Genomic DNA, 21514 nt, shown 5'->3' on the forward strand with positions numbered 1-21514 from the left:
CTTATGACTGATGCTACACAACTGACTGATGAGTACTGGATGCAGTTTGCTTATGAGCAAGCTGCCATTGCAGCATCAAAACAAGAGATTCCTGTGGGTGCAGTGATCGTCAGTCAAAATCAGATTATTGGTGCAGGTTATAATGCACCTATCTCATTGAATGATCCGACTGCGCATGCTGAAGTTCAAGCATTGCGTCAGGCTTGTGCTTATCTGAATAATTACCGTCTTCCTGATGATTCCGTTCTATATGTGACTTTGGAACCTTGTACCATGTGTGTTGGAGCTTTGATTCATGCGCGGGTATCCAGGGTGGTGTTTGGAACAACCGAGCCGAAAGCAGGTTCCCTGGTCAGTGCGCGTAAATTATTGCAAACCGGATACTATAACCATCAGTTTGATTTTGTCGCTGGATGTCTAGATGAACAGTGTTCTCAACAACTCAGTGATTTTTTTAAGATGCGCCGTGAGCAAAAAAGATTGCAGAAGTTACAAGAAAAGTCCCTAAATGATGAGAATCATTAATTCAAACCATGTAAACTATAATGACAATATCTATTGTCAATAAAAAATCAGGATAAGTCATGAATTCTATTCAAGTAAAAAAAGAATTTAACGCACCCATCGATCAGGTTTTTGATTTGTTATCAAAACATGCCACCTACAATGTCGCTTTTGCGCCGATTCAGGTTGAGCGAATTAAAGACTCAAATGATCCGGAGCGTCCGGATGGGGTGGGTTCGGTGCGTCGCATGGGTTTTGGTCCCATCAAGCCTTTACAGGAACAAATTACTTTGCTGGAGCCAAATCAGCGTATCGAATACCAGATTGTGAAGAATCCTCTGGTAAAACACCATTTGGGGATTATCGAGTTTGAAGCCAAAGATGCTGGAAAAACCTTGGTGACTTATACCATTGAATTGCAGGCGCGTGCTCCTTTTATCAGTAAATTAATCCTTGCACAGCTTAAATCTGCGATTAAACTAGGTTTTTCAAAATTAGCTAAAACTGTATAGCGTAAAGTGGAACATTAATGACAGTTCAAATTATTACCATAGATGGGCCAAGTGGTTCTGGAAAAGGCACACTTGCCGCTAAACTGGCAGCACATTATCAATTTCATTTGCTTGATTCTGGGGCTTTATATCGTCTGTTGGGGCTGTCATTACATCAACAGGATTTACTGGATGCTTTAGACTCGGCGCTTGATTCATGCATTAAAATTGCAACAAATTTAGACATAAAATTTGTTACAACTCAGGTGGGTGCGCAGGTTCAACTGGACGGCGAAGATGTCACCCAAACCATCCGTACTGAACGCGTCGGTGAATTTGCCTCAAAAGTTGCGGCAATTCCTGAGCTTAGAACTGCACTTTTAGAACGTCAGCGCGCATTTGCACAAGCCCCAGGCTTGGTTGCTGATGGTCGAGATATGGCCACTTCTATTTTTCCGGAAGCTCAAGCCAAGATTTACCTGACTGCATCGGCTGAATCCCGAGCGGAGCGACGAGTAAAGCAGTTGCAGGGTATGGGGCTAGATGTTAAAATGAACGACATTTTAGCTAATATACAAGCTCGAGACAAACGTGATATGGAGCGCACAGTCGCACCACTCAAGCCAGCAGCAGATGCATATATCATCGATAGTTCAGAACTGGGCATCGATGAAGTATTCAATTTGATGACGAACTTTGTCGACAAGCAATTAGCCAATTAACGAATTTTCAGCCAAAGCATAGCTAGATCAGTTTATTACGGACTATGTGGAAGCTTTATTAAACCGGCCTTGTCTGATCCAAGACCGCTGACTTTATCAGGTATATCATGACCGAATCTTTTGCAGCCCTCTTTGAAGAAAGCGAATTAAACCTCAACGTTGAAAAGGGTGCTGTCATCCAGGGCGTTGTAGTAAGCATTGACTCTGACTGGGTAACAGTTGACACTGGCCTTAAATCAGAAGGTATTGTTGACCGCGCTGAATTCTTAAACGACCAACGTGAACTTGAAGTTCAAGTTGGCGATACTGTTGACGTTGTTGTTGAAGCTCTTGACAACGGTATGGGTCAAACAGTTTTATCACGTGAAAAAGCTAAACGTGCTGAAACTTGGACTAAACTTGAAAAAATCTTTGAAGACGGCGAAATCGTTACTGGTGTTATCTCTGGTAAAGTTAAAGGCGGTTTCACTGTTGATATCGGTCCAGTACGTGCGTTCCTTCCAGGTTCTTTAGTTGATACTCGTCCTATTCGTGATACTACTCACTTAGAAGGTAAAGAGTTAGAATTTAAAGTAATCAAACTTGATGCTAAACGTAACAACGTTGTTGTATCTCGTCGTGCTGTTATGGAAGCTGAATCTTCAGCTGACCGTGAAGCTCTTCTTGCTCAGCTTGAAGAAGGTCAAACAGTTACAGGTACTATCAAGAACCTTACTGATTACGGCGCATTCGTTGACCTTGGCGGTATCGACGGTCTTCTTCACATCACTGACATGGCTTGGAAACGTATCAAGCATCCTTCAGAAGTTGTTGAAGTTGGACAAGAAGTTACTGTTAAAGTACTTAAATTCGACCGCGAACGTAACCGCGTATCTTTAGGCCTTAAACAATTAGGCGAAGATCCATGGTTAGCGATCATGAACCGTTACCCTAAAGGTTCTATCGTTAAAGCTCGCGTAACGAACCTTACTGACTACGGTTGTTTCGCTGAAATCGCTGAAGGCGTTGAAGGTTTAGTACACGTTTCAGAAATGGACCACACTAACAAAAACATCCACCCATCTAAAGTTGTTCAGATTGGTGACGAAGTTGATGTTATGGTTCTTGAAGTGGACGAAGAACGTCGTCGTATTTCTCTTGGTATCAAACAAACTCGTGCTAACCCATGGGAAGAGTTTGCTAAAGACCACGACAAAGGCGAAAAAGTTTCAGGTACGATCAAATCAATCACTGATTTCGGTATCTTCATCGGTTTACCAGGTGGTATCGATGGTCTGGTTCACTTGTCTGACATCTCTTGGAACGAACAAGGCGAAGAAGCTATCCGTCGTTACAAGAAAGGTGACACTGTTGAAGCGGTTATCTTGTCTGTAGATGCTGAAGGCAACCGTATCAGCCTTGGTATCAAACAAATGAACAGCGATCCGTTCAACGATTTCTTGGCTACTAACGAACGCGGTGCGCTTGTTAAAGGTACTGTAACTGCAGTTGACGCTCGTGGCGCTACTGTTAAGTTAGCTGACGAAGTTGAAGCGACTCTTAAAGCATCTGAAATCAACCGCGACCGCGTTGAAGATGCAACTAAGTTCCTTGAAGTTGGTCAAGAAGTTGAAGCTAAAATCATCAATGTAGACCGTAAATCTCGCTCTATCAACTTGTCAATCAAAGCGAAAGACGAAGCTGAAGAGAAAGAAGCAGTTGCTAACTTGAAAACAGCTGCAGCTGGTCAAGACAATGGTCCTAAGACTATTGGTGATTTGATCAAAGCTCAAATGGGTAACTAAGTAGGCGTCAAAATGTATTGTTAATGTAAATTAACTAATACTTTTTACACAAATACTGTAAACGGTAGCGTAGTATTAACTTATTACGCTACCGTTTTGTATTTAAACAGGTTATTATCTGATTATCTATAAAATAGCTTGATAATTAAAGAGGTCGCAGATGACTACGGAAGCACTGAATAAGTCTGACTTAATAGAGCGAATTTCCCTAAAAAATCCACACTTAGCAGAGCCTTTGGTTGAAGAAGCTGTTAAGATTATGATTGATCAAATGATAGCCGCATTGTCATCTGATAATCGTATTGAAATTCGTGGTTTTGGTAGTTTCGCTTTGCATCACCGTGATCCACGCGTGGGGCGTAATCCTAAAACAGGTCGTTCTGTTGAAGTGGCTGCAAAAGCAGTTCCGCATTTTAAACCTGGTAAAGCATTACGCGATGCAGTAAACGAATCTGCACAGTAATAGAAATTTTATGGGGTATTTATGCGTTACGTTTTAGTCGCATTACTAATAGTACTTTTTGGCTATTCATTGGCTCTCGTACTGCAAAATGGTACCGAACTCACGGTTGATTTATTGTTTACTCAAGTACCGGCAATGCGTTTAGGCCTGTTGTTGTTATTGACGTTAGCTTTAGGTGTAGTACTAGGATTGCTGTTGGGAGTACAAATTTTCCGGGTATTTCAGACTAACTGGGAAATTAAGCGATTACGTAAAGACATTGAACATCTACGAAAAGAACAAATACAAGCGGCACAGCTGGCAGCAGCTGAGGCGGCAGCTCATACCAGACATGAAAAGACAGTACTCGATATTCATCCGGAAGATCGTTCATCTACTCCATTATAATGTCGTATGTTGTATATAAGGTTTGGCTCAGTCAGTTAGAAGGCTGAGATTCAAAAATTTTAATTGAATTTTGAAACACCCTGAAAATAGATCACTTCAGGGTGTTTTTTTATGTTTTGAATCTGAAGCAGAGAACAATAATTCAGAATAATGACTTCAATTAACTTATTTTTTTAACACTATGTCTAAGCTGGAATAGCCCTTATAATAGACTTTCTTTTTTGTCTGAGTGAAGGTAAGTCTCTTGAGTATCATTGTTGCACTGGATGCTAAAAGCCAATATGACGCGTTAACAATTGCAGAGCAGCTGGATCCTGCATTATGTCGGGTGAAAGTTGGTAAAGAGCTATTTACTCATGAAGGCCCAAGCGTGGTTAAGGCATTGCATGACCAAGGCTTTGAAGTTTTCCTGGATTTGAAATTTCATGATATCCCGAATACTACAGCTCAAGCAGTATGTGCAGCAGCAGACTTGGGGGTCTGGATGGTGAATGTACATGCATCAGGTGGCCGTAAAATGATGGAAACCTGTGTAGCACGCTTAAAGACAGGGAATTATAAAACTCAACTGATTGCTGTGACTGTACTGACTTCAATGGGGCGTGAAGATTTAAAAGATATCGGATTGGATATCGAACCATTTGAGCAAGTAAAACGCCTGGCTGCTTTAACGAAAGACAGTGGTTTAGATGGTGTGGTGTGTTCTGCGCAAGAAGCGAAAATGCTGCGTGAAACTTTGGGTCAAGACTTTGCTTTAGTGACTCCTGGGATTCGTCCAGCAGGCTCGGCAGCAGATGACCAAAAACGTATTGTGACACCGAAACAAGCCATGCTTGATGGTTCTACACATTTAGTCATTGGTCGTCCCATTACTAAATCTGAAAATCCACGTCAGACATTGAAAGATATTTTGGCAACGTTGTAATTTTACACCCTCTCTCTAACTCTCTCCCAAAGGGAGAGAGAATGTCCCATTATTGTAAAAATGGACAAGTCCTCTTCCTCTGGGAGAGGATTTAGGTGAGGGATAAATATGAAAAATTAAACCACAGCCAAAACACTCACCATAATTGGTGCAAGCACAGAAAGAATAAAACCGCTAACCATGGCATGAGGAATAAAATCATTACCACAGGCCTGTTTTACCATCGGCAAGGTCACGTCCATAGCGGTTGCAGCAGCTGCTGAAATGGCAGAACGTGGATAACGCCAGCCAATCACATACATCATCAAAATTGAAATAATTTCCCGAAACAGATCATTCATTAAGGCGATGCTACCAAGTTCAGCATTTTTAAGTTCTGTCACCACAATGCCGGTCATGGAGTAAAAGCCATAACCTTGTGACAGCATGATCAGGTCTTTGAGTGAAATGTGCTCTATAAATAAAACGCTAATGAAGGCACCGAGCAATGAACCCATAATACAGCCTGCTGGCACGAGCATGATTTTCCAGTTTAGCCACGAGTGATCAAGTGGTGAATAGGCCAGATCAAGCCCAATAAGAAACATAAAGACCAGTAACAAATTCCAGGTGCTGATGTGCAGGCTATAACCTGAAAAACTGGCAGCTTCCGCAGCAAAATATCCTGTTGCTAATGCAATAAATGCATAGCTGATATTGAGTAGTGATTTAAACAACAGGCTCGCTGAAACCTTACCTTGGGTGGGCTGAAAGCCAATGCTTTTAAAGAGCAGGTAGCAACAGATAAATGCGCCAAATGAGGTACATAATGCAAGCGTCAGGGAAGAACCCAAAATTAAATGCGGGCTTGAGATGTTATGTAGGGTTTGAGAAAATTCAATTGCAATGGTAAACAGTAAAATATAGGTGAAATAGGGCAAAATTTGAAAAGCAAATTTTTCAAGTCGGGTAGGCAGTTTGCGGGCAAGCACAAAGCCCATCGCGAGGCTAGCGAGAAGTTGGAAGATTAACCAGATGGATTGCATAAAGAATTAAGCAGGTAAAAAATACCTGCTTATTATGAACAATATAAGATTAAGCTGCACGATTTCTCTTGGGGTGACTCAGTAGGCGGAAATCAGCTGGATTGAGTTTTTTAGTCTTTAACCAATATTTCCAGGTATAAGTAGGCCACAGGGCAAAGTTTTTGCCGCCATCCTGTTGATACCAGCTTACACAGCCAGATTGCCAGACTGTGCCATCAAGCAATTTTTGTACCTTCTGATTGAACTGGTCTTGTGCTTGATCTTTCACCACAATGGCATCGCTATGAGTTTGTTTGACCAGTTGAATCATTTGCAAGATGTAATTGACCTGAGATTCGATCATGAAGATCACGGAGTTGTGCGCCAAAACGGTATTAGGCCCCAGTAACTGAAATAAATTAGGGAAGCTTTTGGTACTAATGCCATAGTAACTCTCAGCACCATCTTTCCAGGCATCTTTAAGTTCCTGCCCATGTTCGCCAATACAGTGAAAGGATTTTAAATAGATGCGTGGATCGGTAATAAAACCTGTACCGTAAATGAGGCAATCAATGGCTCGTTCTTGCCCATCTTGGGTGATGATGCTGTTTTCAGTTAATTCCTGAATGGCCTCGGTGACTAGTTCAACATTGCTTCGGTTAAAAGTTGGATAGTACTTATTAGACACCAATATCCGTTTGCATCCCATGATGTAATCCGGTGTCAGTTTTTGAGCCAGCTTTTTATCTTTGACCTGAAACTTGATAAAAAATTCCGCCAGTTTTTGGGTGTATTTCATTACTGTAGGTTGAACAATGGGAACCACACGGGATTCGTTTGACCAATATAAACGTGCCCGATGCAGTTTTCTAAACCAGTCTAATTTTTTGAATAATTTCTTTTCAACATTCAAATAGTGGCGTTCATCCCGTGGTATGACCCAAGCCGCAGTACGCTGGAACACATAGAGTTGTTTGACTTGTGCTGCAATTTCTGGAATGTATTGAATTGCACTGCCACCTGTGCCAATGGATGCGACATTTTTGTCTGTTAAGTCGTATTGATGATCCCATTGTGAGGAATGAAAAACTTTACCTTGAAACTTTTCAATGCCCTTGATATGAGGGATATGGGGTACATGTAAAGGGCCGGATGCAAAAACCACAAATTGAGCAATCAGAGTTTGCTCATTATTGAGGGTAAGTTTCCAGTCACAACTTTGCTCATTGTATTCGGCAGCCAGAACTTCACAATTAAACTGGCAATACTTTTCCAGATCATAGTCTGTGATTAAATCTTGTATATATTTAAAAATTTCCGGTGCTTCAGCATAACGTTTTGACCAGTCGCTTTTTGGTGCGAAAGAGAGGGAATACATATGTGACTGTACGTCGCAGGCTGCACCGGGATATTGATTTTCACGCCAGGTTCCGCCTACCTCGTTGGCTTTTTCCAAAATCACAAAATCATCAATATTGCTTTGTAATAGGCGTATAGCCATTGCCAATCCACCAAAACCTGCACCAATGATGGCAATTTTTGTTTGTGTTGGCATAGGCTGGCTTTGTGTTGGATTATGCATTTTTTATTGGCCTTATGACTTTTCGTATTTTTTATAGCGTATAGCAATGGTGTAATAACCAACATGATAGTCATGACAGAAAAATTGATAGATTCGGCAATTTGCAAGTATGAAAAATTATAGTAAAAATTGAGATGCTATTTTAATGTGACCCTGCTATGAAACGATCAATTCTCGGCTTGATGTATTTAATTCAAGGCATGCGTAAAGCAGGTGTTGTAGTTGATCAAAAACTTCAAGCTATTGGACTGCGTGCGGATGCATTGGATCCCAGCTCTATTATTCATTCCAGTTTGGAATGGGATGTACTTAAAATCATTGGCCAGGATGTTGCACCAGAAAAAGGGCTGTTTATTGGACAGCATTATGCACTTGCAGGCTATGGTCCCTTACTGATGTTATTGGTCACTAGTGAAAATGTGTGTACTGCTTTAGAGCAGGGCATTCGCTATCAGGCATTAACGCATTTAACCGGTGTCTTAAGCTTAAAATATACCGCTCAAAAGGTGGCTTTATGTTATGCACCTGAAGATTTAAACAGTGATCTCGGGTTGTTGCGGGCACAATGTGAAATTTCGGGAACTTATAAATTTATTCAAGATCTTTATAAGATGATGGGCTTAAGTGTTCCGCAAATGCATATAGAACTGCCATTTGCACAGCCGGAAAATCTGCAGGCTTTAGATATCTATCATGATTATTATGGTGCCGAATTGCAGTTTGCTGCCGAGTGTGCGGAATTCTGGTTTGATGCTGCCGTATTAAATGTACAGATTCCTTCAGCGGATAAAATGACCTTTAAGATCTATGAAAGCAAATGTATCGCTGAATTAGAACGTTTAAAGGTGGATGAGTTAGCGCCATCCTTGGTGCAGCGTGTACAAGATTATTTAGAGCTGCAACAAGGGGTTATGCCGACCATGGCAGAAACGGCACAAGCCCTGCAAATTCCGGAGCGAACCTTGCGGCATCAGCTGCAACAATTGCAAAGCAGTTATAAACAGATACGTGAACAATTGATTAAGGACAAGGCTCTAAGGCTGATCGAGTACAAAGAGTATTCCATTGAAATGATTGCGGAATTACTGGGATATTCGGAGCCTGCAGCCTTTAATCATGCCTTCAAACGCTGGTTTGGACACAGTCCACGTCAGTACTTTAAATAGTTTAGTAAATAGCCTAAGTATATTAATGCCAAAGTGTTATATATTTCATCTCAATCTTCGCTATACTTTCAATAGCCTAAAATAGTATCCATGTTATGTCAGACTTAAATTCGAAGCACAGTACAGCCTTTATCCCTTTGTCACCTGCGGAACGTTATGCACAAGCCATCTCGTCTGGTCAGTTCATGCCGGATGATGCACAGGCGCAAGCTGTACATGAGTTGGATCGTGTCTGGCAAGAATTGATTCAGCGCTTTAAGGCGTCTAAAAAAGCGTTTCGTCGTTTCCGTCGTCAAACTTCACCACAAGGGGTATACATGTGGGGTGGTGTAGGCCGTGGTAAAACCTGGTTGATGGACCAGTTTTTTGAGTCGATTCCATTTCGCCGTAAAATGCGCATGCATTTTCATCATTTCATGCAGCATGTACATCGTGAACTGAACAAATTATCAGGACAGCGTAATCCGCTGGATCAGGTAGCAGACCAGATTTACCAGCAAGCTGTGGTGATCTGTTTTGATGAATTCTTTGTCTCCAATGTGACAGATGCCATGATTCTGAGCGAGTTATTCCAGAAACTGTTTACTCGCGGCATTACCTTGGTGGCTACCTCAAATATTGCACCGGATGGTTTGTATAAAAACGGAATCCATCGTGACCGTTTTATCCCCACCATTGAAATGGTAAAAAAACATTGTGTCATTTTGAATGTTGATGCGGGTGTGGATTATCGTTTGCGTGTGCTGAAACAGGCACAATTGTTTAAACATCCATTAACGCATGAGCATAAACTCTGGATTGCCCAGCGTTTTACGGCGCTGACACAAACGCAAACTATTTCGCAAGAGCCGATTATCATTAATAACCGTATTGTAGAAACTGTTGGCCATACTGAAGATGTATTGTGGTGTGAATATTCAGAGCTGTGCTTAAAGCCGCGCAGTCCAGCTGACTTTATTGAAATCGCCAATATTTATAATACGGTACTGGTCAGCAATGTACCGCATTTGACCGATTACCTGTCTGAAGGTACACGTCGCTTTATTTATCTGGTAGATGAGTTTTACGATCGTGGAGTCAAATTATTGCTGACTTCGGAAGACAGTATTATTGATATTTACCAAGGTGAAAAACTGGTCTTTGAAATTGAACGCACGCGTTCACGTTTACTGGAAATGCAGTCTGATGACTATCTGAACTCTGAACACCGACAAATACAGGGTTCAGCCTCAGAAGTCAGCTAAATATCAAGCGCCTAAACAGGCGCTTTTTTTATACAAATTCTTTGATTGTTTTATCGACATTTTGCCCTATTCATGGCTTAATCTTTGCTCGACAGCTGTGAGAAATAAAGCTTTTGGGTAGTTTTAAAGTAAAATTCTGCACTTAAGTCTAATTTCGACATTTCAAAAACTTTATAAACTATAAAAAGGTATTCAGGCAGATAATAATATTACATTGGTGATCTTCATTTTGTTGGATGATGGATATATTCATTTATTAGAAAATGATCATTATTTAGGAATGTGATAGTACTATTCAGCTAGGTATAAATCGGTATACTAGAATCTCTTGTTATAAAAAGTAGCAATATCAGGAAAGACAATGACTGCACGTATTCAAAAAGGCAAGTTAGCGATTGCTAAAGAACTTTACGATTTCATCGAAAATGAAGCATTACCAGGTTCTGGTTTAGACAGTGAAACATACTGGAAAAACTTTGAACAAGTCGTTGTCGATCTTAGTCCAAAGAACAAAGCACTATTGGCTAAGCGTGACGACATTCAAGCTAAAATTGATGAATGGCACCGCAACAACAAATTTGAATTAGAAGCTTACAAAGCTTTCCTTACAGAAATTGGCTACTTATTACCAGAAGTAGAAGATTTCCAAATCAGCACAGAAAATGTAGATGAAGAAATCGCATTATTGGCTGGTGCGCAATTGGTAGTACCTGTGCGTAATGCACGTTACTGCTTGAATGCTGCGAACGCACGTTGGGGTTCATTATACGATGCGCTTTACGGTTTCGACGTTATTCCTGAAGAAGGTGGCGCGGAAAAAGGCAAGGGCTATAACCCGGTTCGTGGTGATAAAGTTATCGCATTTGCTAAAAACTTCTTAAATGAAACATTCCCGTTGGCAAATGGTTCACACGCCGATGCAACTAAATATGCGGTAGAAGGCAAAAAACTTGCTGTAACCCTAAAAGACGGTTCAACGACTACATTAGCCAAAGAAGCACAATTCGTTGGTTTTAATGGCGATGAAGCTGCACCAACTGAAATCGTTCTTTTGAACAATGGCCTACACGTTGTAATCGAAATTGATGCAACCAGCCCGATTGGTCAAACTGATGCTGCTGGCGTAAAAGACCTTGTGCTTGAATCTGCTTTAACAACGATTCAAGATTTGGAAGACTCAATTGCAGCTGTAGATGCTGAAGAGAAAGTTGAAGGCTACCGTAACTGGTTAGGCTTAATGCGCGGTACTTTGGAAGAGTCTATCGAGAAAAACGGCAAAACCGTGACTCGTACACTGAATCAAGACCGTACACACAAAAACTTGATTGGTGGTGAGACTACACTTCACGGTCGTTCATTGATGCTTCTTCGTAACGTTGGTCACTTGATGACTAACCCGGCGATCCTTGTAGATGGTCAAGAGATCTACGAAGGTATTATGGATGCGTTAATCACTCCATTGCTTACTTTCGCAGACATCAAAGGCGAAAACACGATCAAGAACTCACGCAAAGGTTCTATGTACATCGTGAAGCCAAAAATGCATGGTCCTGAAGAAGTTGCATTTGCAGTTGAGCTATTTGAACGTGCTGAACAGGCGCTTGGCTTGCCTGCGAAAACTTTGAAAATCGGTATCATGGATGAAGAACGCCGTACATCTGTAAACTTGAAGAACTGTATTGCAGCAGCGAAAGACCGTACCATCTTCATTAACACAGGCTTCATGGACCGTACCGGTGATGAAATCCATACCTTCATGGAAGCAGGCCCATTCGTTCGTAAAGGCGAAGTGAAATCACAAATCTGGTTCCCAGCATATGAAAACCGTAATGTAATGATCGGTCTTCAAGCTGGCTTACGTGGCAAAGCACAGATTGGTAAAGGCATGTGGCCAAAACCAGACATGCTTTTAGACATGTACAAAACCAAGATTGAGCATCCAGAAGCGGGTGCGAGCTGTGCATGGGTTCCGTCTCCATCTGGTGCAGTCATTCACGCGATCCATTACCATCAATGCAACGTTTCGGCGCGTCAACAAGAATTGTTGAAAACTGAAGCATTGTCTCTAGATGACTTGTTAACGCCTCCTTTAGCAACCGATACCAACTGGACTGCTGAAGAGAAAACCAAAGAGCTCGAAAATAATCTTCAAGGGATCTTGGGTTATGTAGTTCGTTGGGTTGACCTGGGTGTAGGTTGTTCTAAAGTTCCAGATATCAACGACGTTGGTTTGATGGAAGACCGTGCAACATTACGTATTTCTTCTCAACATGTTGCAAACTGGTTACGTCACGGTATCGTAACTAAAGAGCAAGTTGAAGAAGTGATGCAGCGTATGGCGAAAATCGTGGATGAGCAAAATGCGAATGATCCGCTTTATACGCCAATGGCACCAGCATTCAACGGTTATGCTTATCAAGCTGCTTATGATCTGGTATTCAAAGGTGGTGAACAACCTTCTGGTTATACTGAGCCGCTACTTCATGCAGCACGTTTGAAGTTAAAAGGTTATACAGGTGACTAATTCTGTGTACTGAAAAAAGCCTCTTCGGAGGCTTTTTTTATGCTTGTTTTATTTTATCGGTTTTTTTAACTTTAGATACTAAACAACTTGGGGAAGTTCGGATTATTAAAATAAGTGGTGTTAAAAGCCAGTCAACTCATTTACTTTATGCCTTTTTGGTTTTTGGTATATATATAAAGCAATTCAGAAAATAAATTCCTGATTCTTTATTGCAGATTTGATTTTAAAAAGCCCGACTTTGGCAGATTGATACAATTGGTAATTTTGCTAGAACTTCTGCTCAATACCTCCTAGAGTAAAGCAATACATAATTCTAACGATGGATGAAAGAATGCAAGCTTATCAATTTCCCGATCAGCAATTTATTGCAGGACACTGGTTAAAAGGTACTTCAACCCATACGCTGAATAATCTCAATCCTTATAATCAAGAACTTATATTAAAACTACAGGCTGCGAGCATTGTCGATGTAGATAGCGCTTATTCGGCTGCAGAGCGTAGTTTTGTCACCTGGTCGCAATCATCTCAATCCGAGCGTAAAAGTATCATCCTTCGGGTTTTAGAAGTGGTCAAAAAAAGACGTGAAGAAATCATTGACTGGCTCATTCAGGAATCTGGCAGTACACGTTTCAAAGCCAATATTGAAGTAGATGCAGTATTGGGCATTATCAATGAGGCTGTCACATTTCCTGAAAGAATGGAAACCCAGGAATTGCACTCCACAGATCCTAGCCGCAAAAGTTATGCAATTCGAAAACCATTGGGTGTCATTGCGGTGATTAGCCCCTGGAACTTTCCATTTCACCTGAGTATGCGTTCTGTGGTTACAGCCATTGCGATTGGAAATTGCGTGGTGCTGAAGCCTGCAAGTGATACGCCTATTACCGGCGGATTGTTGCTGGCTAAAATTTTTGAGGAAGCAGCTGTGCCTCAAGGTATATTCAGTGTAGTGGCGGGTTTAGGTAGTGAAATTGGGGATTACTTTGTCGAGCACGATACGCCTAAAATGATTTCATTTACAGGTTCAACTTTGGTTGGAAAACGTGTCGGGCAATTGGCTGTTGGTGGCAATCATCTGAAGCGGATTGCACTGGAATTGGGAGGGAATGCCCCTTTGGTTGTTCTGGATGATGCTGATCTGGATTTGGCAGTGGAACTGGCTGTAATGGGACGTTTTTTGCATCAAGGGCAAATCTGCATGAGTACCAATCGGGTAATTGTTGATGCTAAAATTTATGATGCTTTTGTTGGAAAACTGCTGATCCGGACTCAAGACATTATCTATGGTGATCCAGATCAAGCAGATACCCTCATTGGCCCGATTATTAATAGCTCACAAGTGGAAAAAATAAAACACATCATTGATCAGGCACTACAACAGGGTACTAAACTCATCCTACGAGGAAAGATTCAAGGCAATATCATTCCACCGCATATTTTTATTGATGTAGATCCAGAATCCAGCTTAGCTAAAGAAGAAAGTTTTGGGCCAGTCCTACCGGTGATTAAGGCTCAGAATGAATCGGATGCCTTACGTTTAGCCAATGACACAGCTTATGGATTATCCAGTGCAGTATGTACCGCCGATATTGAGCGCGGAACGCGTTTTGCGATGCAGATTGATGCCGGGATGACCCATATCAATTCCATCACCGTGGCAGATCAACCCAATGCACCCTTTGGTGGGGAGAAAAATTCCGGCTTAGGTCGCTTTAATGGACAGTGGATATTGGAAGAATTTAGTCATACCCATTGGTTCACAGTTCCTGGCTAAACTTTCTTCAAGCTACAAAAGATAAACCAATGTCATTAAAGTGATCATGTAACGAATATCAGAGTGTAATTCATTGTATGTGCGCTAATTTTAAACCGCTCAGCTTAAAGCAGGTGAAGGATCTAAATCTTCCCGACATCCCTTTTGAATATCCGGATGAAGTCTATCCAAATTATGAATTGCCCTTGCTGTTTAAGTCTGTTCATGGTCTGGAGTGGCGCAAGGTGCATTTTGGCTTAATTCCGAAATGGGCAGAAGATAAAAGCATTGCACTTAAGACCTACAATGCACGTAGTGAAACACTTCTGCAAAAACCAACCTTTATGAATGCTGTTTCAAAATTTAAATTTGGAGTGATTCCAGTTTCAGAATTTTATGAATCTAAATACATTGAGAACAAGCCACAGCGCTGGGGTGTACGCCGAAAGGATGGTCAGGCCTGTTATATTGCTGCGTTATATGAAATTTCCAGGATAGGGGATGAAATTGTTCGTTCAGCCACAATGATTACCATGGATGCTATTGATCATCCGATGATGAAAGATTTTCATGAGCCAGGCAATGTTAAACGCTCAGTGATTGTGATTCCTCACCAGCGTCTAGATGAGTGGCTGAGCTGGAAATCTCAAGATATCCGTTCTTTTGTAGAAGGATTCCCGGTAGAAGAATTTGAGTGTTCATATGTTCCAAAAGCAAAAATCGAAAAAATTAGTCCCCAGCTTAATTTTTTCGATTAAGCATAGACTATTACGATAGATTCTTAAAAATATGTTTAAGGGTTTCCATCATTTTTTCAATTTGTAAAGGAGTTATACCCTCGTAAGACTGTTCCAGAATTATATTACTCAGATCCTTAATCTTCAGGGTCATTTGTTGTCCTTTATCGGTTAAGACAACTCGAGTAATACGAGCATCATCTTCACAAGAATAAGTTTCAACTAAACCTTCATCTTTTAAACGATAGACGATTTTGGTGGTAGTCGACATTTTGGAAACTACCATTTCAGAGAGATCTGATACGCTGGCATGAGGCTTGAATTTTAGAGAAAGTAAAATACGGCGACGTGAATTGTCCAGACCATATTTTTTCAGAGCATGGTCTAGTTTTTTTACACCTTGCGCGTGAACTTGAGTAATCCAGTAGTAGGGAAAGTCTTCTAAATCAAAATTTTCACTGGATAGAAGTAAAAATTTACTGTATTTCTTGGTCATTATTTATTTTCCACGATTTAATTGTTTTATTTAGAATCTCTTGCTTTTGTTAAAACATGTAAGAAAAATACATAAATTTTGCATTTATCTCTAAAGTCAAAAAGAAAAAAATTCAGTATTTACTGAACTTTTAAATTTAAGCCTAAATTATCGTGATAAATTTTTAAAAATATGTTTGAGACTTTCCATCATTTTTTCAATTTGTAATGGAGTGAGGCCTTCAAAAGATTGCTCCAGAACCACATTGGTCAGGTCATTAATTTTTTGCGTCATTTGTTGGCCTTTATCGGTTAAAACTACGCGAGTAATGCGGGCATCATCTTCACAGGAATAAGTTTCAACTAGACCTTCATCTTTTAATCGATAGACAATTTTGGTCGTGGTGGACATTTTGGAAACCATCATTTCAGAAAGATCTGAAACACTGGCATTAGGTTTTGATTTTAAAGCGAGTAGGATACGGCGACGTGAATTGTCCAGACCGTATTTTTTCAGTGCATGATCAACGTTTTGTACGTATTGGGCATGCACTTGGGTGACCCAGTAATAAGGAAAATTTTCTAAATTGAAATTTTCTGGTGAAGGTAAAAATTTACTGTATTTTTTTGTCATATGAACTTTCTCCCCAATAATTGTTGTAATTATATTTTATTATTGTAACTTTTTTTTAAGAAAGTTAAAGTGAAAAAAAAGATATATTTGTCTTACATTTTAAAGTAAAACTTAAAAATAGTTCATTAGTTACTTTTTCTTCAGCCCAAACTAATGGGCTAAATTTTTAAAAATATATTTTAAACTTTCCATCATTTTTTCAATTTGTAAGGGAGTGAGGCCTTCAAAAGATTGTTCCAATACCACATTGCTAATGTCATTAATCTTATGCGTCATTTGTTGTCCTTTATCGGTTAAGACAACTCGAGTAATGCGGGCATCATCTTCACAGGAATAAGTTTCAACCAGTCCTTCATCTTTTAAACGATAGACAATTTTGGTTGTGGTCGACATTTTGGAAATGACCATTTCAGAAAGGTCTGACACGCTAGCATGAGGCTTGGACCTTAGTGACAGTAAAATGCGACGGCGTGAATTGTCTAGACCATATTTTTTCAAGGCGTGATCTACATTTTGGACATATTGGGCATGTACTTGAGTGACCCAATAATAAGGAAAATTTTCTAAAGTGAAATTTTCTGCAACAGAAGGTAGAAATTTGCTGTATTTTTTAGTCATGGAGAAGATCTCCCTAAGATAATTGTAATTTTAATTTATTGAAAAGCGTCTTATTTAAATCAAATTATGCTTAACAATACACATTTTTTTTATGGTTATTAATATATATCAAGTTTTTTATAATGCAATAAGGAAACTTATCTTCTGATAAGTTTCCTTACAAAAAATCCAAATTACGCATGATCGTTTAGAAGGGATATGGTGGGCTGTATTGGTCTCAATGAAATCTCCCCAATACTTTGGATTGGGCAAAATTCAGCACTTCTAGTTGGGCTTCAGGATTTTGATAGGTTTCTGAAGTAAGGTTGCCTTAGGGATACCATATTGTAAGACAACGGGCAGGAGTATTTCAAACTTTTGCTTATTATGCGTGGCCACAATCTTAACTTGATGCTGACCAAATGATGAGTCTAAATTAAGATATGCACCTTCATAATTGGTATTGGCAATCGTTTTAGATGCTTTGCTGAAGGTCAATGCTTTTTCATTCGTCAGAGCAAATAATCCTATAATTTTTTTGATTGGATTAAAAAAACTTGAGCATCTAAGGTTAGCTATTGATTATTGAATGAAATAATCTTGGCTGTATTTTATTCTAGTGAAAAAAATGGCTTGAGGAACTGATATTTTATATAAAAAAATCTTAGTAGTTATTTCATACTGTTAATATATTTATTAATTTGAATAATTATATAAAACAATAGCTTGTGTGCTAAAGATTTTGCTATTTTGGGCTCTATGCTGGTGTGACTAAGTGTGGATTATTTTTAAATCTGTTGCTTCTTAAAAACATGATTTTTCGTGATTAAATAATATACTGATTTGAGATAACGCTAAGTTTAGTCAAGTTTTGGTAAATAAAAATACAAAAAACTTGTTACTCATTTTCAAGATTGTGCATAATCAGTTATCTATTGTTGAACAGGTCATATCTATGGATCCGTCGCCGTGCAGGTCTAGTTTTATTTTGAATTTACTCGTTTTTAAGCAAGTTCAAAAAACCGGAGATATAAACTAATGGAGTTTTTATTAGATCCGGGAATTTGGATTGGTTTGCTTACCCTTATTGTTTTAGAAATTGTTTTAGGTATTGATAACCTAGTCTTTATTGCCATTTTGGCTGAAAAACTTCCTCCAGAACAACGTGATAAAGCACGTGTAGTAGGTCTTTCCCTCGCTTTATTCATGCGCTTGGGCTTATTGTTTGCCATCTCTTGGTTAGTCACTTTGACCAAACCACTTATTACCGTCTTTGATTGGACATTCTCAGGTCGAGATCTTATTCTTTTATTTGGTGGTTTATTCCTGCTCTATAAAGCCGTGACTGAACTACATGAAAAGATTGAAGGCAAGCCTGAAGTTAAGGTTACCACCAATATTGTTTACGCAAGTTTTGCTGCAGTTGTTGCACAAATTGTGGTTTTAGACGCTGTATTCTCTTTAGATTCGGTCATTACTGCCGTAGGTATGGTCGACAATATCTATGTGATGATGGTAGCAATGATTGTTGCCATGGCTGTAATGTTACTGGCCTCCAAATCATTAACTGCTTTTGTAAACCGACATCCGACCGTTGTGATTCTGTGTCTAAGCTTCTTATTGTTAATTGGGATTAGCTTGATTGCAGAAGGTTTCGGTTTCCATATTCCGAAAGGCTATATTTATTCAGGTATTGGCGTTGCCATTGCAATTGAAGCATTTAACCAATTTGGTCAGCGCAATGTAGCCAAGCATGAATCTAAAATTCCACTGCGTCATCGTACTGCAGATTCCATCTTGAAATTGATGGGTGGCAAAATGGAGACGGTCACTGACTGTGCGCAACACTTTGAAGCTCAAGAAGCTTTTGCTGATGAAGAACGTTATATGATTGGCGGCGTATTAACCCTGGCAGAAAGATCTGTTGCCTCGATCATGACACCACGTAGCCAGATTTCTTGGGTCAATCTGGATGATACGCCTGAACAAATTCGTGAACAGGTGCTGTCTGTGCCGCATAGCTTGTTTCCAGTTTGTCGTGGCAGCCTAGATAAGGTTCTGAGCGTGGTTCGTGCCAAAGAACTGCTGGATGTACTGGAGGATGACGGACAACTTAAAGCTTTAATCAAACGTCATCGTCCTATTCACATTTTCCAGAAAATGAAAGTGATTGATGCCATTAATACCTTGCGTACCTCAAAAGGTTCACTGGTTTTGGTTAGTGATGAGTTTGGAAGTGTACAGGGTTTGATCTCTCCACTCGATGTGTTTGAAGCTATTGCCGGAGAATTCCCTGATGCGGATGAACAGCTCGATTTAGTGAAAATTGATGATCACACTTGGAAAGCATCAGGCATGCTGGATGTGTACCAGCTGGAATTAGAGTTGGGGATGATGGATTTAGTCGAAGAAGATGCGGGTTATATCAGTCTTGCGGGTCTAATTCTAGATAAAACTCATGGTGAAGTGAGCTTAGGTACTCATCTGGAGTATCACGGCATTCATTTTGACGTGACAGAATTGGAAGATAACCGTATTAAAACGGTTTTAATTACTTATCATTAGACCATGATTTTAAAGTGATAAAGAACTTGTTCTTCGAATAAATTCTTTTAGTCCTGGAAAAGCTCAACAGTCTTAAGCTGTTGGGCTTTTTTTATGCTTTTGATTGTAAAGTCGCAAGGTAAAAACTCAAATGAATCAGTGATTAAATCCCTATTTCTAGGGATATTTTAAATCAGCATAATAATCAATAATGGATAAAAAATGGGAGGAGACGGATCAAACTGATGGGGATTACTGAAAAGATTGTAGATTTTTCAAAATTGGCCTCTGATCATCAACAGCAGTTTTTTGAAACCATGCTGGCATTTGATCAGCAAATTTTTCCAGATTCCAGCAAAAAAGAAGTCTATGATTTTGTTTATGATGTAGATGCTGTTTCAGTTCAGGTTGTTCACTATTATCATCAGGAACAACTGATCGGACAAAATATTATTCCAATTCTTAAGCTTGATTTAAATGGGAAACCGATTTTTGTGGTGAGCTCGCGGGTGGGGATTTTACCTGCTTATCGTAGAGGAAACCGAACCCTGAAAACGGCCATTCGTGTTGCAGTTAATCACCGGATTCGTCATCCCAGCATTCCATTATGGTTTGTGCCTACCGTGATACAGCCTAAAATCTATACCTATTTGGCTTCGCGTTCACGTAACTTCTTTCCACGTGTGGGAAGTAAGATACCTGCTGAATATTTAAAAGTTTTGCAGATGATGCAGCAGCGTAAAGCTGAGGTGCATAAGCGTCGAGAAGATATTTTTGTGTATCCTTATGTGATGCCCTTGACCACACCTGCACAGATCAAACGTTTAAGAAATAACACAACCACCCACATCAATTTTTTTATGCAGCATGTGCCTGACTATTTTGATGGCATGGGTTTGCTGTGTATCTGTAAATTGGATTTAAAAACCATACTGGAAACGATCTGGAATCTGTCTACAGATCGCCGTGTATAATTTAAACCCAGTTTGGATTGGTTTTTTAATTGCGATGCTGTCATGGTGATAAGTGCAGATTGTATTTCTACAGTCTGAGCCAGCTGAACATCCGCCATACATCAGCAATAGTAATGCAGGATAGACTCAAAGGGTCAAAATTTTAATATCTGTATATTGCTGTATGAGTTCAGGATTTAAACTGTAAATCTGATCCATAAAAGCGACATTAAACTGTCCGAGCATAGGCGCTTGTTCAAATGCCAATTTCCCGGCAATGGCAAAATGGGTATGTGCTGCAAGCGTTGCAATAGTCGGGCTGCTTACCGCGCAGTAAGCAGCAATTAAGGCACCCAATGCACAGCCTGTGGCCGTTACTTTGGGTTGTAAATAAGAACCGCCATGCACCTGAATGACAGCATCCAATTCTTTGCTTAAAATAAAATCGGATTCACCTGAAATGGCGATACATTCCGCATGTTCGAGCAGGACTTTAGCATGGCTGTAAACGTCGGCGCTATCGAGCGTGCTGTCGACACCTTTAGATTGCGTTTGCTTGCCTGCGATCGTGCTAATTTCAGAAGCATTGCCCCGAATCACCGTTGGATGATATTGCAATAAATTATCCACCATGTCTGAGCGCCACTTTAAAATCGGTCCATATCCTACCGGGTCAAGCACCCAGGGGGTATCGCTACGCTGCGCCGTTTGTGCAGAAATTTGCATGGCCTGCATTTGTTCCTGTGTGGGTGTACCCAGGTTAATGCTCAGTGCCGCTGCAATCTGGGTAAAACTTTCAGCTTCAAACCGATTGTCTATCATGGCTGGTGAAGCACCAGCAGCCAATAAAACATTGGCTGTATAGTTGGCTGCCACGCTATTGGTAATGCATTGCACCAAAGGCTGCTGGCTATGCAGCTGTGTCCATGCTTCAACAATCTGCTCGACCAGTGCTGAAGTTTGATCCATGGGGTTATTCCTTAAATTATATAGGGTGGAATCGGAAAAATTGAACATATCGATCAC

General features: G+C 40.1%; 20 protein-coding genes. 14 read left to right on the forward strand and 6 right to left on the reverse strand.

Going from position 1 to position 21514, the window contains the following annotated elements; genetic code table 11:
- The first annotated feature begins 3 nt into the window (after positions 1–3).
- The 7 genes from tadA (at position 4) to pyrF (ending at position 5276) form a co-directional block, all read left to right on the forward strand.
- Positions 4–525, forward strand: coding sequence for a tRNA adenosine(34) deaminase TadA (tadA, locus tag LZZ98_RS06835; protein ID WP_237787193.1), 522 nt, complete (start codon positions 4–6; stop codon positions 523–525).
- Positions 526–584: 59 nt separating this feature from the next.
- Entirely contained in the window at positions 585–1016 is a 432-nt protein-coding gene (locus LZZ98_RS06840) for an SRPBCC family protein (protein ID WP_237787194.1), read from the forward strand.
- Positions 1017–1033: 17 nt separating this feature from the next.
- A complete protein-coding gene (gene cmk / locus LZZ98_RS06845) occupies positions 1034–1717 on the forward strand; it encodes a (d)CMP kinase (RefSeq protein WP_237787195.1) in 684 nt (227 codons plus the stop codon).
- 107 nt (positions 1718–1824) lie between these two features.
- The gene (rpsA, locus tag LZZ98_RS06850; protein ID WP_086174990.1) at positions 1825–3501 is read left to right on the forward strand and encodes a 30S ribosomal protein S1; all 1677 of its coding nucleotides are present in this window, start codon (positions 1825–1827) and stop codon (positions 3499–3501) included.
- 160 nt (positions 3502–3661) lie between these two features.
- On the forward strand, positions 3662–3964 hold the full coding sequence (locus tag LZZ98_RS06855) for an integration host factor subunit beta (protein ID WP_086174991.1): 303 nt from the start codon (positions 3662–3664) through the stop codon (positions 3962–3964).
- A gap of 21 nt (positions 3965–3985) precedes the next feature.
- Complete coding sequence (locus LZZ98_RS06860; protein WP_086199980.1) at positions 3986–4351, forward strand: lipopolysaccharide assembly protein LapA domain-containing protein; 366 nt, start codon at positions 3986–3988, stop codon at positions 4349–4351.
- Between the two features lie 229 nt (positions 4352–4580).
- Positions 4581–5276, forward strand: coding sequence for an orotidine-5'-phosphate decarboxylase (gene pyrF, locus LZZ98_RS06865; protein WP_237787196.1), 696 nt, complete (start codon positions 4581–4583; stop codon positions 5274–5276).
- Positions 5277–5392: 116 nt separating this feature from the next.
- Here pyrF and LZZ98_RS06870 read toward each other — a convergent pair whose 3' ends face one another.
- Both LZZ98_RS06870 and LZZ98_RS06875 read right to left on the reverse strand, forming a co-directional pair.
- Positions 5393–6301, reverse strand: a complete 909-nt coding sequence (locus tag LZZ98_RS06870; RefSeq protein ID WP_237787197.1) for a lysine exporter LysO family protein — start codon at positions 6299–6301, stop codon at positions 5393–5395.
- 49 nt (positions 6302–6350) lie between these two features.
- Positions 6351–7862, reverse strand: coding sequence for a flavin-containing monooxygenase (locus tag LZZ98_RS06875; protein ID WP_237787198.1), 1512 nt, complete (start codon positions 7860–7862; stop codon positions 6351–6353).
- Between the two features lie 158 nt (positions 7863–8020).
- Between LZZ98_RS06875 and LZZ98_RS06880 the strand changes: the two genes are divergently transcribed.
- From LZZ98_RS06880 to LZZ98_RS06900, 5 genes are all read left to right on the forward strand, one after another.
- Entirely contained in the window at positions 8021–9028 is a 1008-nt protein-coding gene (locus LZZ98_RS06880; RefSeq protein ID WP_237787199.1) for an AraC family transcriptional regulator, read from the forward strand.
- A gap of 95 nt (positions 9029–9123) precedes the next feature.
- Positions 9124–10272, forward strand: coding sequence for a cell division protein ZapE (gene zapE, locus LZZ98_RS06885; protein ID WP_237787200.1), 1149 nt, complete (start codon positions 9124–9126; stop codon positions 10270–10272).
- Between the two features lie 361 nt (positions 10273–10633).
- The gene (locus LZZ98_RS06890; RefSeq protein ID WP_237787201.1) at positions 10634–12796 is read left to right on the forward strand and encodes a malate synthase G; all 2163 of its coding nucleotides are present in this window, start codon (positions 10634–10636) and stop codon (positions 12794–12796) included.
- 331 nt (positions 12797–13127) lie between these two features.
- Complete coding sequence (locus LZZ98_RS06895) at positions 13128–14570, forward strand: aldehyde dehydrogenase family protein (RefSeq protein WP_237787202.1); 1443 nt, start codon at positions 13128–13130, stop codon at positions 14568–14570.
- Positions 14571–14647: 77 nt separating this feature from the next.
- Entirely contained in the window at positions 14648–15307 is a 660-nt protein-coding gene (locus tag LZZ98_RS06900; RefSeq protein ID WP_237787203.1) for an SOS response-associated peptidase family protein, read from the forward strand.
- 10 nt (positions 15308–15317) lie between these two features.
- Here LZZ98_RS06900 and LZZ98_RS06905 read toward each other — a convergent pair whose 3' ends face one another.
- The 3 genes from LZZ98_RS06905 to LZZ98_RS06915 form a co-directional block, all read right to left on the reverse strand.
- Positions 15318–15782 carry a MarR family winged helix-turn-helix transcriptional regulator gene (locus tag LZZ98_RS06905; protein WP_237787204.1) on the reverse strand — a complete coding sequence of 155 codons (465 nt, stop codon included), beginning with the start codon at positions 15780–15782 and terminating at the stop codon, positions 15318–15320.
- 147 nt (positions 15783–15929) lie between these two features.
- Positions 15930–16394 (reverse strand): MarR family winged helix-turn-helix transcriptional regulator, encoded by a 465-nt coding sequence (locus LZZ98_RS06910; protein ID WP_086175001.1) that lies wholly within the window; start codon positions 16392–16394, stop codon positions 15930–15932.
- 150 nt (positions 16395–16544) lie between these two features.
- Positions 16545–17012, reverse strand: a complete 468-nt coding sequence (locus LZZ98_RS06915; protein WP_237787205.1) for a MarR family winged helix-turn-helix transcriptional regulator — start codon at positions 17010–17012, stop codon at positions 16545–16547.
- A gap of 1017 nt (positions 17013–18029) precedes the next feature.
- Between LZZ98_RS06915 and LZZ98_RS06920 the strand changes: the two genes are divergently transcribed.
- Complete coding sequence (locus LZZ98_RS06920; RefSeq protein WP_237787206.1) at positions 18030–19556, forward strand: TerC family protein; 1527 nt, start codon at positions 18030–18032, stop codon at positions 19554–19556.
- A 224-nt stretch (positions 19557–19780) separates the two neighbouring features.
- Positions 19781–20509, forward strand: a complete 729-nt coding sequence (locus tag LZZ98_RS06925) for a hypothetical protein (RefSeq protein ID WP_237787207.1) — start codon at positions 19781–19783, stop codon at positions 20507–20509.
- Between the two features lie 126 nt (positions 20510–20635).
- Here LZZ98_RS06925 and thiM read toward each other — a convergent pair whose 3' ends face one another.
- Entirely contained in the window at positions 20636–21457 is an 822-nt protein-coding gene (gene thiM, locus LZZ98_RS06930; RefSeq protein WP_237787208.1) for a hydroxyethylthiazole kinase, read from the reverse strand.
- Positions 21458–21514: the final 57 nt, after the last annotated feature.

This window comes from Acinetobacter sp. SM34, assembly GCF_022012365.1.
Lineage (GTDB): Bacteria > Pseudomonadota > Gammaproteobacteria > Pseudomonadales > Moraxellaceae > Acinetobacter.

Excerpts from the sequence above, each read along its gene's own strand:
- LZZ98_RS06860 (WP_086199980.1), top strand. The coding sequence starts at position 3,986 with ATGCGTTACGTTTTAGTCGCATTACTAATAGTACTTTTTGGCTATTCA.
- LZZ98_RS06900 (WP_237787203.1), top strand. The coding sequence starts at position 14,648 with ATGTGCGCTAATTTTAAACCGCTCAGCTTAAAGCAGGTGAAGGATCTA.
- tadA (WP_237787193.1), top strand. The coding sequence starts at position 4 with ATGACTGATGCTACACAACTGACTGATGAGTACTGGATGCAGTTTGCT.
- LZZ98_RS06855 (WP_086174991.1), top strand. The coding sequence starts at position 3,662 with ATGACTACGGAAGCACTGAATAAGTCTGACTTAATAGAGCGAATTTCC.
- LZZ98_RS06875 (WP_237787198.1), bottom strand. The coding sequence starts at position 7,862 with ATGCATAATCCAACACAAAGCCAGCCTATGCCAACACAAACAAAAATT.
- LZZ98_RS06910 (WP_086175001.1), bottom strand. The coding sequence starts at position 16,394 with ATGACAAAAAAATACAGTAAATTTTTACCTTCACCAGAAAATTTCAAT.
- LZZ98_RS06880 (WP_237787199.1), top strand. The coding sequence starts at position 8,021 with ATGAAACGATCAATTCTCGGCTTGATGTATTTAATTCAAGGCATGCGT.
- rpsA (WP_086174990.1), top strand. The coding sequence starts at position 1,825 with ATGACCGAATCTTTTGCAGCCCTCTTTGAAGAAAGCGAATTAAACCTC.
- LZZ98_RS06890 (WP_237787201.1), top strand. The coding sequence starts at position 10,634 with ATGACTGCACGTATTCAAAAAGGCAAGTTAGCGATTGCTAAAGAACTT.
- LZZ98_RS06840 (WP_237787194.1), top strand. The coding sequence starts at position 585 with ATGAATTCTATTCAAGTAAAAAAAGAATTTAACGCACCCATCGATCAG.
- LZZ98_RS06915 (WP_237787205.1), bottom strand. The coding sequence starts at position 17,012 with ATGACTAAAAAATACAGCAAATTTCTACCTTCTGTTGCAGAAAATTTC.
- LZZ98_RS06925 (WP_237787207.1), top strand. The coding sequence starts at position 19,781 with ATGGGGATTACTGAAAAGATTGTAGATTTTTCAAAATTGGCCTCTGAT.
- thiM (WP_237787208.1), bottom strand. The coding sequence starts at position 21,457 with ATGGATCAAACTTCAGCACTGGTCGAGCAGATTGTTGAAGCATGGACA.
- LZZ98_RS06905 (WP_237787204.1), bottom strand. The coding sequence starts at position 15,782 with ATGACCAAGAAATACAGTAAATTTTTACTTCTATCCAGTGAAAATTTT.
- zapE (WP_237787200.1), top strand. The coding sequence starts at position 9,124 with ATGTCAGACTTAAATTCGAAGCACAGTACAGCCTTTATCCCTTTGTCA.
- LZZ98_RS06870 (WP_237787197.1), bottom strand. The coding sequence starts at position 6,301 with ATGCAATCCATCTGGTTAATCTTCCAACTTCTCGCTAGCCTCGCGATG.
- LZZ98_RS06920 (WP_237787206.1), top strand. The coding sequence starts at position 18,030 with ATGGAGTTTTTATTAGATCCGGGAATTTGGATTGGTTTGCTTACCCTT.
- cmk (WP_237787195.1), top strand. The coding sequence starts at position 1,034 with ATGACAGTTCAAATTATTACCATAGATGGGCCAAGTGGTTCTGGAAAA.
- LZZ98_RS06895 (WP_237787202.1), top strand. The coding sequence starts at position 13,128 with ATGCAAGCTTATCAATTTCCCGATCAGCAATTTATTGCAGGACACTGG.